Source organism: Pseudomonas sp. USTB-Z, assembly GCF_019691255.1.
Taxonomy (GTDB): Bacteria; Pseudomonadota; Gammaproteobacteria; order Pseudomonadales; family Pseudomonadaceae; genus Aquipseudomonas; species Aquipseudomonas alloputida.
Window position 1 is genome coordinate 92,706 of sequence record NZ_JAECZP010000021.1, and the last position, 12,463, is coordinate 105,168.

Consider the following 12,463-nt stretch of genomic DNA (forward strand, 5'->3'; position numbering starts at 1 on the left):
TCATTTCAGTTGCGAACCCAGGAGTGATTGCCGCCCACGCCGGCGAACCGGTTCAGGGGCAGCAGTTGCTTCAGGGCTGTATTGGCTTGCGAAGGGTTGATGAATGGATAGGTGTTGACACGTGGCATGGTGTGCAGGTTGATGATCTGGCGCAGGGTCCGCAACCCGGGTAGATGGCGATCGACCACTTCAGTGAGCAGCGCCGGCCCGGTGAGATAGCTGAGCGTGTTGGCATAGCGATAGAAACCGCTCGGGTCCTGTTCCAGGCTCGGTCGGCTTTCGTAGAAGTCTGCATGGGTCTGGAAACGTGCGAGCATTTCATCGGAGATCGCATCCAGCAGTGGGTTGCCTGGGTGGCTACCAATGAGGCTGGTGTTGTACAGGCAATTCATGCTCATCTTCTCGTTGGACATCGGCGGTGGCAGCAGCAGCCCATCGGGTGGGGTGCGCAGCTCGACCTGATCGATCGTTTCGCCCTTGCCGTCCGGCAGCAGGAAGTCGTCCACGTCCATGTACAGCCCACCCTCATGGTGCAGCATCCGGTAGCGCAGCACATCGGTCGCAGACGCGTAATTGGTGGCGATGCCACCGTTGCCATCCAGCGCTGCCTCGTACTGCGGGTAATAGCGGCTCTGGCGGAAGGCCCGGAAGAAGCCTTGCTCTTCAAGCGGCAATACCTGCAGCCCTGGCGCCCGGGCTGCCAATAGCCTTGCGTTCTGTTCGTAGGCGGTAGGCGAAGCCTTCGACAGAAACAGGCGCATGCTGTATTCACTGTCGCTCAGGCGCGCGGCGTTGGCGGCAAGGTTGGCCAGCAATGGCTCGCTTATGACTTTGTCGCCGACCCAGAGGCTGGAGATAAGTTTGGGGATGGGGGCGCTGTCCGGGGCCGGTGTCGGAATGGTGACGGGCAGTGGCAGGTCGACACCCAGCGCGCGCAAGGTGCGGGTGCGCATGGCGTCGGTGACTGGGCGCTGCCTGTCGAGCGCCACAAGGTCACGGCTGCCAGGCACTGCGATGTAGGCTTGCGGCTCGACCTCGTTGACGGTTTCCTTGATGATGAATGCGTCGTGCTCCAGGTCATAGACCACGCGTGCATTGTAGGTTTCGATGCTGCATTCCAGGTCGTCCAGTTCGCCATCGTAGTGTGGCAAGCGTATCACCGCGCCGGCAACAGCCGGGTCGCCTTCGTCAAGCGGTGTAATCGGCTCGTGGTGGTGGAAGTACTCTGCGCCTTCTGGCTCGGGAAGCCGTGGTGGACTGGTCGGGCTTAGCGGATAGCCGAGCTGCCCGTTGACCTCGCGCGGCATGACAAAACCATCGCTTTTGAACTCGAACAGGGCCTTGATGCCTGCTGTGCCCTCCGTTGCCAGCGGTACGGCGTTGAACAGCCCCCAGGCGATGTCGCCCACCCCGTCCTGTTTGGCTTTCAGGCTGTGGCCGTTGATCACCTGATCCAGGCCCAGGCCCAACTGGGCAATGCCACCGAGCGCCAGCAGTGGCGCCAGCCCCGGCACCACCAGGCACAGTGGCGCTAGCAGGTTGAGCGTATTGGTGAGGTAGCCTCGCCATTTGGCTTTGGTAACCTGGCTATCGGTGGTGATGACAAAATCGGCATCGTCGTAGCTGCGCTGGCGCTGGCGCTCGGTCAGGGCTGCGAACATATCCCCGGTCAGTTTGGGGTTGTACTTGCCAGGTTTGTAGTTCACGTAGGTTCTGGGGGGCCAGACGCCATCATCGTTGAAATAACCATGTTCAGGTGGCAACCGGTGCCGGTCCGGATAGTCGCCAAGGCCCTCGAGCGCGGTGTCCAGGCCGCTGAAATCGAGGCCCTGAGGGCGGTCGGCGAGCCTGAAGTGTTGTTTGAGTGCCTCGCGTCGGGCGGGGTCCTTGCACTGATCGCCCACCCAGTCCTTGAGCAGGTTCTCGCTGGCGAATTCGAGCAAGGGCGAGCTGTTACCTGGCATGTACAGCAGGGTCAGATCGCTGTGGGGGGCATTGATGTACAGCAGGTCGGTGGCCGCATAGCCATAGATGCTCAGCGTGCTCACCCGTATCTTGAAGCGCTGCGGCATCATGCCGGCGGCTTGCCATGCCAGCTCCCTGGCGGCATCACTCAGGCGCCCCTGGCTGACCTGGGCGTTGCAGGCGGCGATGAAATTGAGCTTGCTGGCCAGGCGGTGACTGTCCTGATGCTCCTGCCAGTAAGCGTCGAGCATGGCTTTGAATGGCTGGTGAAAGTCCAGCGCTTCTATGAACCGCTGGAAAGCTTCAGCCGGTACCTGAACGTGGGTCGAGGCATCGTAACGGGCGGGGGACGATCGCTGGAACAGGCCGTTGTACACTTCGAAGGCTGCGCCCTGATGGCCAAAGCCCAGCGCTGGCAGGCGATCGACCAGCTTCAACGGCCCTTGGGGGAAGGTGCCTGCCCAAGGGTTGGCGAACAGCGCGCCGATGAGGTTGTTATCGGACTCCCCTTGCCAGTTGCCCAGCAGCGCCTGGGTCATGCTCTGGGTCTGCTGGATCGCTGCCACATACCCTTGGTCATCCGGCCGGTAGTGCAGGGTGACCACATCGACGCGATCGGGGTCGATATGCACACCTTGCCCGGCAAGCCACTGCCGGATCAAGCGATTGGCTTCGCGGTCCGGGCGTGGGATGTTGGCCAGATGGTCTACTACGAACTGCACGCCCTTGGCGTTGATTCTGCTGTCGATCATGACGGTCACCTTGTACGTGGGAGGCCGACAAGGTTGGGCGCATGGTGGGGGAGGGGGTGGTAGATAGTTACTTGCCAGTGCCGGGCAGCGGGGGCAATGGTGGGGTGATATCGCGTTCTGTCGGGCGCGGATCATCGAAGCCGGCGGGTACCTTGCCGCGCAGTTGCCAGGCGAAGGCGATGATTTCGGCAATGGTCAGGTACAGCGCTTCGGGTATTTGATCGCCCAGCTCCAGCCGCGCCAGCAGGCGCACCAGCTCGGCGTTTTCGTAGATCGGCACTTCGTGTTCGCGGGCGAGCGCAAGGATGGCCTCGGCCAGGTCCTCGTCGCCCTTGGCGGTGAGGGTCGGTGCCTGATGGCCGTCGTAGTTCAGCGCTATGGCTTGGCGTGGTGTCGTATCGTTCATGCGGTTTCGTCCACCCAGCGTTGTTCCATCCGTGTGCGTGGCCCCTGCGGCGGGATGCCCGGGTGGCACTCCAGGTCGCCGACTTCCAGGCCTCGGGCCACCAGGCGCGCGCGCAGCGCGCCAAGCTGGGCGTCGATCAACCGCGCGGTCTGCTCGCGCTCTGCCCATAGCTGCCCGCTCAGGCGGCCCTCGCTCAGTTGCGCCTGCACTTGCAGGGGGCCGAGTGGGGACAAGTCGAAGGCCAGCTCGATGCGCCACAGGGCTTGCCGAGGGTTTTGGGCTTCATGTTGGCGGTCGGCCTGTTGTTGTGGGGTTTCTTCGCGCTGCAGTTTGACTTGCAGCGGGATGAAGTCCTGGCCGTGGCGGATCGGCACTTCGGTTTGCCAGGTGGTCTGCAGGTTGCCGTTTTCCAGCGTGCCGGTTTGTTGCAGGCTGCTCATGGCGTGGCTCTGCAAACGTGAAATGGCAGCGGCAGCCAGGCGCAGCAGCTGTTGCAGGTCGCCTTCCTCTTCCAGGGCCTTGAGCAGGCGCGACGGTAATGGGAACGCGCCCGGCTGCGGCTTGGGGCTGACCCGCTCGAGCATGCCCAGTGCGCTGCGCGCCAGTATCGGCATGGTCAGGGCCAGGCTGGCGGGGCTCAGAGTGGTGGCCCCTGCCGGGAGGGCAGGGGCCTGTGCCATCAGCCGCAGTAAATGCGCTTTGAGGTCGGTGTCGACGCTGGCGGTTGACCCACTCAGCAGCTTCGCTTCGAGAAAGCTGCCGCTGTTGTTCAAGGCCTGGGCCACTGCCTTGGCGTCGCCCAGTTGTCGGGCGTCCGGCAGGCCGGCCAGCAGGCGTTCGGCGCTGGCGCGCAGCTCGCCATCGATGCCTGGGTCGCGGGTGAGCTGTTGCAGGGCGTTGAGCAGGCCGGGCAGCGAGGCTTGACGGTTTTGCTGTGTCAGCAGCTGTTGGGCAATGCTGAGTTGGTCCTGCCTGCCGCTGAGCGGCACGAAGCGCAATGACTGATCACCCTGCACCAGGGCGCTGAGCAGGCTGCCAATGGCCAGCGGGCGCGGGCTGTCGATGCTCAGCGTGGCACCGGCCTGGGTGCTGTTGAGCAAGCTGACCAGCGCCCGGTACACGGCCGGTTGGCCGGGTGCCTGGGCCAGCGGCTGGTTGGTCAGGACCTTGCCTTGCAGCAAGGTGCCGACCGGCACCTTGCTGGTGTCCAGCTGGGTGAGGGTGGCGACCTGGCTGGCGCTGGCCTGTTGCAACATGATCGCCAGGCGATTGCTTTCGGTCTGGCTGACGGTGATCTGGCTGCCTTGGGGCAGCGGCTGGCTGGCGTTGGCCTGCAGTTGGGTCTGCACGCCGTTGGCCTGCATCAGCCTTAGCACCAGCTGAAAGTCCTGGCCCGTCTGGCGCAACGATAAAACCTCGGCTTGCGCGGTTTCGCCGGGGGCCAGCAGCCCGGGCTGCGCCTGGATAAGGCGCAGCAGTTCGCCGGTCGTGCCCGCCTTCATGGCTTGGCTGTTGATCGCGGTTTGTGCGCCGAGACTATTGATTTCAGTCATGATTGTATACAACCTGTCGAGCCCGGCCTCTTGGCAGCGCGGCGGCGCGTGTAATAATGCCGAGCGCCCGTGGTTGCCAGTATAACGGCAGCGCGCGGGGCGACTTGAGACACAAGGGTTCTGGAGCGATGTTGGCTGCTTCGCGGGTGAACCCGCTCTTACAGGGTTCTGTGGGAGCGGGTTCACCCGCGAAACAGGCGACGCCGCTCCAAAGCCCTACTGAAGATAAGGCGAAACCGTGACCCTTCACCTCCAAGCCGCAGGCCTGGCCTGCGAGCGCGACTGGCGCCTGCTGTTCGAACAGCTCGATTTCGAGCTGGGCGCCGGTGACATGCTGCAGATCAGTGGCCCCAACGGCAGTGGCAAGACCAGCCTGTTGCGCCTGTTGGCCGGGCTGATGCAGCCGACGGCCGGGCAGATTCTGCTGGGTGGCAAGCCACTGGCAGAACAGCGTCATGCCCTGGCCAGCGCCCTGCTGTGGATTGGCCACGCCGCCGGCATCAAGGACTTGCTCACCGCCGAGGAAAATCTCACCTGGCTGTGCGCCTTGCACCAGCCGGCCAGCCGCGAGGCGATCTGGGCGGCGCTGGAGGCTGTCGGCCTGCGCGGTTTCGAAGACGTCCCCTGCCATACCCTGTCGGCCGGCCAGCAGCGCCGCGTGGCGCTGGCCCGGCTGCACCTGGCTTGCCCGCCGCTATGGATTCTTGACGAGCCGTTCACCGCGCTGGACAAGCAAGGCGTGGCGCAGCTTGAAGCGCACCTGGCAGCCCACTGCGAGCAGGGCGGCACGGTGGTGCTGACGACTCACCACACACTGGAACGCAAGCCCTCCGGTTACCGAGAACTGAACCTGGGGCAATGGGCTGCATGAGCGTATTCATTTTATTACTGCGCCGCGAAGCGCGCCTGCTGTTCCGTCGCCCGGCCGAACTGGCCAACCCGTTGGTGTTCTTCGCCATTGTCGTGGCCATGTTCCCGCTGGCGGTCGGCCCAGAGAGCCAATTGTTGCAAACCTTGTCGCCGGGCCTGGTCTGGGTGGCGGCGTTGCTGGCCGTGTTGTTGTCGCTGGACGGCCTGTTCCGCAGCGATTTCGAAGACGGCTCGCTGGAGCAATGGGTGCTGTCGCCGCACCCACTGGCGTTGCTGGTGCTGGCCAAGGTGCTGGCGCACTGGATCTTTTCCGGGCTGGCGCTGGTATTGTTGGCGCCACTGCTGGCACTGATGCTGGGGCTGCCTAGCCATTGCCTGCCGGTGCTGCTCGGTTCGCTGCTGCTGGGGACGCCGGTATTGAGCTTGCTGGGCGCGGTAGGTGCGGCACTGACAGTCGGCCTTAAACGCGGAGGTTTGTTACTGGCGTTGCTGATTCTGCCGTTGTATATCCCTGTATTGATCCTGGGCAGTGGTGCGTTGCAAGCGGCGTTGCAAAATATGCCGGCAACCGGCCATCTGCTCTGGCTCGCCAGCCTGACGGCCCTGGCCGTTACCCTGGCACCCTTTGCGATAGCGGCCGGCCTGAAGATCAGCGTCGGCGAATAACGAGTCCCGGGCTCTCAAGCCCGGCAAATACCCTGGATGTACCCTGATGAAAATAAGCTGGACGTGGTTCCACAAGCTGGGCTCCCCGAAATGGTTCTATGCCATCAGCGGCCGCATGCTGCCGTGGCTGGCCGGTGCTGCCGTGCTCCTGCTGCTGGTCGGCATCACCTGGGGCCTGGCCTTCGCCCCCCAGGACTACCAGCAAGGCAACAGCTTCCGCATCATCTATATCCACGTGCCGGCGGCGATGCTGGCGCAGTCCTGCTATGTGCTACTGGCGGTGGCCGGGGTGGTGGGGCTGGTGTGGAAGATGAAACTGGCCGACGTTGCCCTGCAATGTGCCGCGCCCATTGGCGCCTGGATGACCGCCGTGGCGCTGGTTACCGGCGCCATCTGGGGCAAACCGACCTGGGGCAGCTGGTGGGTGTGGGATGCCCGCCTTACGTCCATGCTCATCCTGCTGTTCCTGTACTTCGGCATTATTGCGCTGGGCCAGGCGATCAGTAATCGTGACAGTGCAGCCAAGGCCTGTGCGGTGCTTGCGATTGTCGGTGTGGTGAATATCCCGATCATCAAGTATTCAGTGGAGTGGTGGAACACCCTGCACCAGGGCGCCACCTTCACCCTTACCGAAAAGCCGGCGATGCCGGCCGAAATGTGGCTGCCGCTGTTGTGCACGGCGCTGGGTTTCTACTGTTTCTTCGGCGCCGTACTGCTGCTGCGCATGCGCCTTGAAGTGCTCAAGCGCGAAGCACGCGCCAGTTGGGTCAGGGACGAAGTATTGAACAGCCTGGGGCGGAGGGCCACACAATGAGCTTTGCCACCTTCGGTGACTTTCTCGCCATGGGCCACCATGGCATGTACGTGTGGTCGGCCTATGGCATCTGCCTGGCGGTGCTGGCGCTGAATGTCGGTGCGCCACTGCTGGCTCGTCGTCGCTATTTGCAAGAAGAGGCGCGCCGTTTGCGCCGGGAGAACAACCAGTGAATCCGCAGCGCAAGAAACGCCTGTTGCTCATCGTCGGCCTGCTGGTCGGCGTCGGGGTTGCCGTCGGCTTTGCCTTGAGCGCATTGCAGCAGAACATCAACCTGTTCTATACACCGACCCAGATCGCCAACGGCGAAGCCCCGCTGGACACGCGCATCCGCGCCGGCGGCATGGTGGAGAAAGGCTCGGTGCAGCGTTCGGCCGACTCGCTGGACGTGCGTTTCGTGGTAACCGACTTCAACAAGTCGGTACCCATCACCTACCGCGGCATCCTCCCCGACCTGTTCCGCGAAGGGCAGGGCATCGTCGCCCTTGGCAAGCTCAATGCCGACGGTGTGGTGGTAGCCGATGAAGTGCTGGCCAAGCACGACGAGAAATACATGCCGCCCGAAGTCACCAAGGCCCTGAAGGAAAGCGGCCAGGCCGCTGCCGGCGGAGAGACGAAGCCATGAACGCAACACTGGTAGTCCCCGAACTGGGCCAGTTAGCGATGATTCTGGCCATCTGCTTTGCCGTCGTACAGGCCAGTGTGCCGTTGCTTGGCGCGTGGCGTGGCGACAGCCTGTGGATGAGCCTGGCGCGGCCGGCAGCGTGGGGGCAGTTCGCCTTCCTGGCGTTTGCCTTTGCCTGCCTGACCCATGCCTTCATGACAGACAATTTCTCGGTCGCCTATGTGGCCAGCAACTCCAACAGCGCCTTGCCCTGGTACTACAAGTTCAGTGCGGTGTGGGGCGCCCATGAGGGTTCGTTGCTGCTTTGGGCGCTGATCCTCGGCGGCTGGACCTTTGCCGTGTCGGTGTTCTCCCGGCAGTTGCCGCAGGTGATGCTGGCCCGCGTGCTGGCGGTAATGGGCATGATCAGCGTGGGCTTCCTGAGCTTCCTGATCATTACTTCCAACCCGTTCCAGCGCCTGCTGCCGCAGGTGCCGACCGATGGCCGTGACCTTAACCCGCTGCTGCAGGACTTTGGCCTGATCGTTCACCCACCCATGCTCTACATGGGCTATGTGGGCTTCTCGGTGGCCTTCGCGTTCGCCATTGCCGCCTTGCTCGGCGGCCGGCTGGACGCTGCCTGGGCGCGCTGGTCGCGGCCGTGGACCATCGTCGCCTGGGCTTTCCTGGGTGTTGGCATCACCTTGGGGTCGTGGTGGGCCTACTACGAACTGGGCTGGGGTGGCTGGTGGTTCTGGGACCCGGTGGAAAACGCCTCGTTCATGCCTTGGCTGGTGGGCACCGCACTGATCCACTCGCTGGCGGTGACCGAGAAACGTGGGGTATTCAAGAGCTGGACGGTGCTGCTGGCAATTGCCGCATTCTCGCTGAGCCTGCTGGGTACCTTCCTGGTGCGTTCCGGGGTGCTGACCTCGGTGCACGCGTTTGCCGCCGACCCGTCGCGGGGTATTTTCATCCTGTTTTTCCTGCTGTTCGTGGTCGGCGGGTCGCTCACCCTGTTCGCCCTGCGCGCACCGGTGGTCAAGAGCCAGGTCGGTTTCGCCCTGTGGTCGCGTGAAACGCTGCTGCTGGCCAACAACCTGGTGCTGGTGGTCGCAGCTTCGATGATTCTGCTCGGTACCCTGTACCCATTGGTGCTCGATGCCCTGACCGGGGCCAAGCTGTCGGTCGGCCCGCCCTATTTCGACGCCTTGTTCCTGCCGCTGATGGCGCTGCTGATGGTGGTGCTGAGCGTGGGCGTGGTGGTGCGCTGGAAGGACACCCCGGGCAAATGGTTGGTCAGCATGATGACCCCGGTATTGATCGGCAGTGCCATCCTTGCCCCGGTTGCCGGCTTTATCGTCGACGACTTCGACTGGCCGACGCTGACGGCCTTCGCCCTGGCCGCCTGGGTAGTGCTTGGCGGGCTGCGTGACATTTTCGACAAGACCCGCCACAAGGGCCTGGTCAAAGGCCTGCCGGGCCTGGGCCGCAGCTACTGGGGCATGCAACTGGCGCACCTGGGCCTGGCGGTGTGTGCGCTGGGCGTGGTGCTGTCCAGCAACAACAGCGCCGAGCGCGACCTGCGCATGGCGCCGGGCGAAAGCGTGGAGCTGGGTGGCTATCACTTCCTGTTCCAGGGCGCCAAGCACTTCGAGGGGCCGAACTTCATCTCTGACAAGGGCACCATCGTGGTCAGCCGCGATGGCCGTGAAGTGACCACACTGTACCCGGAGAAGCGCCTGTACACCGTGCAACAGTCGATGATGACCGAAGCGGGCATCGACGCCGGCTTTACCCGCGACCTGTACGTCGCGCTTGGCGAGCCACTGGAGAATGGCGCCTGGGCTGTGCGCGTACATATTAAGCCTTACGTCCGCTGGATCTGGCTGGGCGGTCTGCTGACCGGCCTGGGCGGGTTGCTGGCGGCCCTCGACCGGCGCTACCGCGTCAAGGTCAAGACCCGGGTGCGTGATGTCCTGGGCGTGTCTGGAGCAGCTGCATGAAGCGTTGGATCATGGTAGTGCCCCTTGCAGTGTTCCTGCTGGTGGCGGTCTTCCTCTACAAGGGGCTTTTCCTCAAGCCCGACGAGCTGCCTTCGGCAATGATCGGCAAACCGTTCCCGGTGTTTTCCCTGGCGTCGACACAGGGGGACCGCACCCTGACTCAGGCCGACTTGCAGGGGCGCCCGGCACTGGTCAACGTGTGGGCCACCTGGTGCCCGTCGTGCAAGGTCGAGCACCCGTACCTGAACCAGCTGGCACAGCAGGGGGTGGTGATCCATGGGGTCAACTACAAGGATGACAACGCCGCCGCGCAGAAGTGGTTGGCCGAGTTCCACAACCCCTATCAGCTGGATATTCGTGACGAACAGGGCAGCCTGGGCCTGGACCTTGGGGTGTATGGGGCGCCGGAAACCTTCCTGATCGATGCCAAGGGCATCATCCGCTACAAGCACGTCGGCATCGTCGATGCCACGGTCTGGCGTGAACAGCTGGCGCCGTTGTACCAGGGCCTGATTGATGAGGCCAAGCCATGAGGCGTTGGCTGGCAGCTGCGGTGCTGGGCATGAGCCTGGCCGGTGTGGCCAAGGCGGCTATCGACACCTACCAGTTTCGCGACGAGGCAGAGCGCGAGCGTTACCAAGAGTTGACCAAGGAACTGCGCTGCCCCAAGTGTCAGAACCAGGATATTGCCGACTCCAACGCGCCGATTGCTGCCGACCTGCGCCGAGAAATCTTCCGCATGCTTGGCGAAGGCCAGAGCAACCAGCAGATCATCGACTTCATGGTCGACCGCTATGGCGACTTCGTGCGCTACAAGCCGGCGCTCAGCGGGCGTACCTGGCTGCTGTGGTTTGGCCCGGGGATCTTGCTGGCCGGTGGCTTCGTGGTGCTGGCGGTGATCGTACGCCGGCGCCGTGCTACGGCCGTGCAGGGCGCCGATGAGTTGTCTGCCGAAGAACGCGAGCGTCTCGCCAAACTGCTGGAAAAAGAACAGACCCATGATTGAATTCTGGCTTAGCGCGGGCCTTCTGCTGCTCGCTGCCCTCAGCTTTTTGCTGCTCCCGATCTTGCGTGGCCGCCGTCGCCAGCAGGAAGAAGACCGCACGGCCTTGAACGTGGCCCTTTACCAGGAACGTGTCGCCGAGCTGGCGGCCCAACAAGCCGCCGGTGTGCTCGATGAGGCGCAGATGGCCAAGGGCCGGGACGAGGCTGCCCGCGAGCTGCTGGCCGATACCGAAGGCGCCGAGGCCCCGCGCCAGGGGCATTTGGGCAAGGCCCTGCCGCTGCTGGCTGCGGTACTGGTACCGCTGATGGCGCTGGGGCTGTACCTGCATTTTGGGGCGGCCGACAAGGTGGCGCTGACCCAGGAGTTTGCCGAGGCTCCCAAGTCGATGGAAGAAATGACCACGCGCCTTGAACGCGTGGTGCAGGCCCAGCCGGATTCGGCCGAGGCCATGTATTTCCTTGGCCGGGCCTACATGGCCGAGCAGCGCCCGGCCGATGCCGCGCGTACGTTCGAACGGGCCGTGGCCTTGGCTGGTCGTCAGCCCGAGCTGCTGGGGCAGTGGGCGCAGTCGCTGTACTTTGCCGCCAACAAGCAGTGGAGCCCGCAATTGCAGGCGCTGACTGACGAAGCGCTGAAGGCGGACCCCAACGAGGTGACCAGCCTGGGCCTGCGCGGTATTGCCGCGTTTGAAGGCGAGCGCTATCAGGAAGCCATCGACTACTGGAAGCGCTTGCTGGCGCAGTTGCCAGAAGGTGATGCATCGCGAGGGGCCCTGCAGGGGGGGATCGACCGCGCCGCCGAGCGCTTGGGTGGCGCGCCAGTGCAGGCTACCGAGCCTGCACCTGTGGCGGCTCGCCTGAAAGTGCGGGTGGAACTGGCGGCTGCCTTGAAGGACAAGGTTCAGCCGGACGACACGGTATTTATCTTCGCTCGCGCCAGCAATGGCCCGCCGATGCCACTGGCGGCCAAGCGGGTGACCGTGGCGCAGTTGCCGATCGAGGTGGAGTTGTCTGATGCTGATGCGATGATGCCGCAGATGAAACTGTCGCAGTATGCCGAAGTCCAACTGGTTGCACGTGTTTCACGCGCGGGTCAGCCTACCCAGGGTGAGTGGGTTGGCCGGGGTGCTCCGTTGTCTAGCGCCACCCAGGCTACCCAGCGCCTGACCATCGACACTCCAGACCAGTAAGAGAGCAATGCCATGCACAGCACCGTCCGCCTGACCCTGATTACCCTGGCCCTGGGTTTGTCTGCGTGTACGGTGCATGAGCCGTACGAGCAGCCCGCGCCACCGATCGAGCGTGTGCCGCCTTCGGGGCCGGTGGTCAAGCCCTTGCCGGGCAGGCAGCCTTCCACTCAGCCGAGCAAGCCGGCGGCGATACCCAAGCCCATGCCGCGTACCTCGGCCAGCTTTGCGCCACCGCCTGGCGGGGCAAGCCACTGGGATCCCAAGCTGGGTGTATATGTGTTGGAGAAACAGCCCAATACCTTCTACCGGCAGCGTACGTACTATCGGTTTGATAACGGCTGGAGTTGGTCGTTGAGCCCGAATGGGCCTTGGCAGGAAACTGACAGCAGTGGTGTACCCGGTGGGTTAGGGCGCGCGTTCGCACAGTAACGCTGTTTCTGTTTCTGTTTCTGTTTCTGCTTTTGCTTGTAAGCGCGCGATAGTTCAGGCGACGCAGATTGCGACTTCAGGAGGCCGAGCGGAGGGCTTGCGAAGGGAGGTGACGGGCATGGATGCCCGTCAAGCGCTGAGGCCCCATGGATGGGGCCTGCAGCGCGTACTCCCGGGAGCAAGACCGTAGCGAGGGAACCCCG

Annotated in this window: 13 protein-coding genes; 10 read left to right on the forward strand and 3 right to left on the reverse strand. The window is 63.8% G+C overall.

Annotation, left to right across the window (positions count from 1 at the left end; translation table 11 throughout):
* Nucleotides 1-5: 5 nt before the first annotated feature.
* The 3 genes from I8746_RS21450 to I8746_RS21460 all read right to left on the reverse strand — a co-directional run bounded on the left by I8746_RS21450 (nucleotide 6) and on the right by I8746_RS21460 (nucleotide 4,676).
* Nucleotides 6-2,717, reverse strand: coding sequence for a dermonecrotic toxin domain-containing protein (locus I8746_RS21450; protein WP_017148174.1), 2,712 nt, complete (start codon nucleotides 2,715-2,717; stop codon nucleotides 6-8).
* A gap of 67 nt (nucleotides 2,718-2,784) precedes the next feature.
* The gene (locus tag I8746_RS21455) at nucleotides 2,785-3,123 is read right to left on the reverse strand and encodes an EscU/YscU/HrcU family type III secretion system export apparatus switch protein (protein WP_014755796.1); all 339 of its coding nucleotides are present in this window, start codon (nucleotides 3,121-3,123) and stop codon (nucleotides 2,785-2,787) included.
* The gene (locus I8746_RS21460) at nucleotides 3,120-4,676 is read right to left on the reverse strand and encodes a flagellar hook-length control protein FliK (RefSeq protein WP_221101040.1); all 1,557 of its coding nucleotides are present in this window, start codon (nucleotides 4,674-4,676) and stop codon (nucleotides 3,120-3,122) included. Before I8746_RS21460 ends, I8746_RS21455 begins: the two co-directional genes overlap by 4 nt.
* A gap of 238 nt (nucleotides 4,677-4,914) precedes the next feature.
* On the opposite strand from I8746_RS21460, the gene ccmA reads away from it, so the two are divergent.
* From ccmA to I8746_RS21510, 10 genes are read left to right on the forward strand one after another with little or no spacing between them, the layout of a single operon-like run.
* Nucleotides 4,915-5,547, forward strand: a complete 633-nt coding sequence (gene ccmA, locus I8746_RS21465) for a cytochrome c biogenesis heme-transporting ATPase CcmA (protein ID WP_003254385.1) — start codon at nucleotides 4,915-4,917, stop codon at nucleotides 5,545-5,547.
* Nucleotides 5,544-6,212: a heme exporter protein CcmB gene (ccmB, locus tag I8746_RS21470; RefSeq protein WP_012051653.1), complete on the forward strand. Its 669-nt coding sequence runs from the start codon at nucleotides 5,544-5,546 to the stop codon at nucleotides 6,210-6,212. Before ccmA ends, ccmB begins: the two co-directional genes overlap by 4 nt.
* A gap of 46 nt (nucleotides 6,213-6,258) precedes the next feature.
* On the forward strand, nucleotides 6,259-7,026 hold the full coding sequence (locus I8746_RS21475) for a heme ABC transporter permease (RefSeq protein WP_012051654.1): 768 nt from the start codon (nucleotides 6,259-6,261) through the stop codon (nucleotides 7,024-7,026).
* Nucleotides 7,023-7,199, forward strand: coding sequence for a heme exporter protein CcmD (gene ccmD / locus I8746_RS21480; RefSeq protein WP_221101041.1), 177 nt, complete (start codon nucleotides 7,023-7,025; stop codon nucleotides 7,197-7,199). Before I8746_RS21475 ends, ccmD begins: the two co-directional genes overlap by 4 nt.
* Nucleotides 7,196-7,651, forward strand: a complete 456-nt coding sequence (ccmE, locus tag I8746_RS21485) for a cytochrome c maturation protein CcmE (protein WP_003254379.1) — start codon at nucleotides 7,196-7,198, stop codon at nucleotides 7,649-7,651. Before ccmD ends, ccmE begins: the two co-directional genes overlap by 4 nt.
* Nucleotides 7,648-9,636 carry a heme lyase CcmF/NrfE family subunit gene (locus tag I8746_RS21490; RefSeq protein WP_221101042.1) on the forward strand — a complete coding sequence of 663 codons (1,989 nt, stop codon included), beginning with the start codon at nucleotides 7,648-7,650 and terminating at the stop codon, nucleotides 9,634-9,636. Before ccmE ends, I8746_RS21490 begins: the two co-directional genes overlap by 4 nt.
* Entirely contained in the window at nucleotides 9,633-10,169 is a 537-nt protein-coding gene (locus tag I8746_RS21495) for a DsbE family thiol:disulfide interchange protein (RefSeq protein ID WP_003254377.1), read from the forward strand. Before I8746_RS21490 ends, I8746_RS21495 begins: the two co-directional genes overlap by 4 nt.
* The gene (locus tag I8746_RS21500) at nucleotides 10,166-10,642 is read left to right on the forward strand and encodes a cytochrome c-type biogenesis protein (RefSeq protein ID WP_014860172.1); all 477 of its coding nucleotides are present in this window, start codon (nucleotides 10,166-10,168) and stop codon (nucleotides 10,640-10,642) included. The genes I8746_RS21495 and I8746_RS21500 overlap by 4 nt, the downstream gene beginning before the upstream one ends.
* Nucleotides 10,635-11,831, forward strand: a complete 1,197-nt coding sequence (gene ccmI / locus I8746_RS21505; protein ID WP_221101043.1) for a c-type cytochrome biogenesis protein CcmI — start codon at nucleotides 10,635-10,637, stop codon at nucleotides 11,829-11,831. Before I8746_RS21500 ends, ccmI begins: the two co-directional genes overlap by 8 nt.
* A 12-nt stretch (nucleotides 11,832-11,843) precedes the next feature.
* Nucleotides 11,844-12,260 (forward strand): hypothetical protein, encoded by a 417-nt coding sequence (locus I8746_RS21510; protein WP_004577461.1) that lies wholly within the window; start codon nucleotides 11,844-11,846, stop codon nucleotides 12,258-12,260.
* Nucleotides 12,261-12,463: the final 203 nt, after the last annotated feature.

What these genes read in the sequence shown, in the direction of transcription:
- I8746_RS21450 (WP_017148174.1), bottom strand. Translation starts at nt 2,717, where the DNA reads ATGATCGACAGCAGAATCAACGCCAAGGGCGTGCAGTTCGTAGTAGAC.
- I8746_RS21455 (WP_014755796.1), bottom strand. Translation starts at nt 3,123, where the DNA reads ATGAACGATACGACACCACGCCAAGCCATAGCGCTGAACTACGACGGC.
- I8746_RS21460 (WP_221101040.1), bottom strand. Translation starts at nt 4,676, where the DNA reads ATGACTGAAATCAATAGTCTCGGCGCACAAACCGCGATCAACAGCCAA.
- ccmB (WP_012051653.1), top strand. Translation starts at nt 5,544, where the DNA reads ATGAGCGTATTCATTTTATTACTGCGCCGCGAAGCGCGCCTGCTGTTC.
- I8746_RS21475 (WP_012051654.1), top strand. Translation starts at nt 6,259, where the DNA reads ATGAAAATAAGCTGGACGTGGTTCCACAAGCTGGGCTCCCCGAAATGG.
- ccmD (WP_221101041.1), top strand. Translation starts at nt 7,023, where the DNA reads ATGAGCTTTGCCACCTTCGGTGACTTTCTCGCCATGGGCCACCATGGC.
- I8746_RS21490 (WP_221101042.1), top strand. Translation starts at nt 7,648, where the DNA reads ATGAACGCAACACTGGTAGTCCCCGAACTGGGCCAGTTAGCGATGATT.
- I8746_RS21495 (WP_003254377.1), top strand. Translation starts at nt 9,633, where the DNA reads ATGAAGCGTTGGATCATGGTAGTGCCCCTTGCAGTGTTCCTGCTGGTG.
- I8746_RS21500 (WP_014860172.1), top strand. Translation starts at nt 10,166, where the DNA reads ATGAGGCGTTGGCTGGCAGCTGCGGTGCTGGGCATGAGCCTGGCCGGT.
- ccmI (WP_221101043.1), top strand. Translation starts at nt 10,635, where the DNA reads ATGATTGAATTCTGGCTTAGCGCGGGCCTTCTGCTGCTCGCTGCCCTC.
- I8746_RS21510 (WP_004577461.1), top strand. Translation starts at nt 11,844, where the DNA reads ATGCACAGCACCGTCCGCCTGACCCTGATTACCCTGGCCCTGGGTTTG.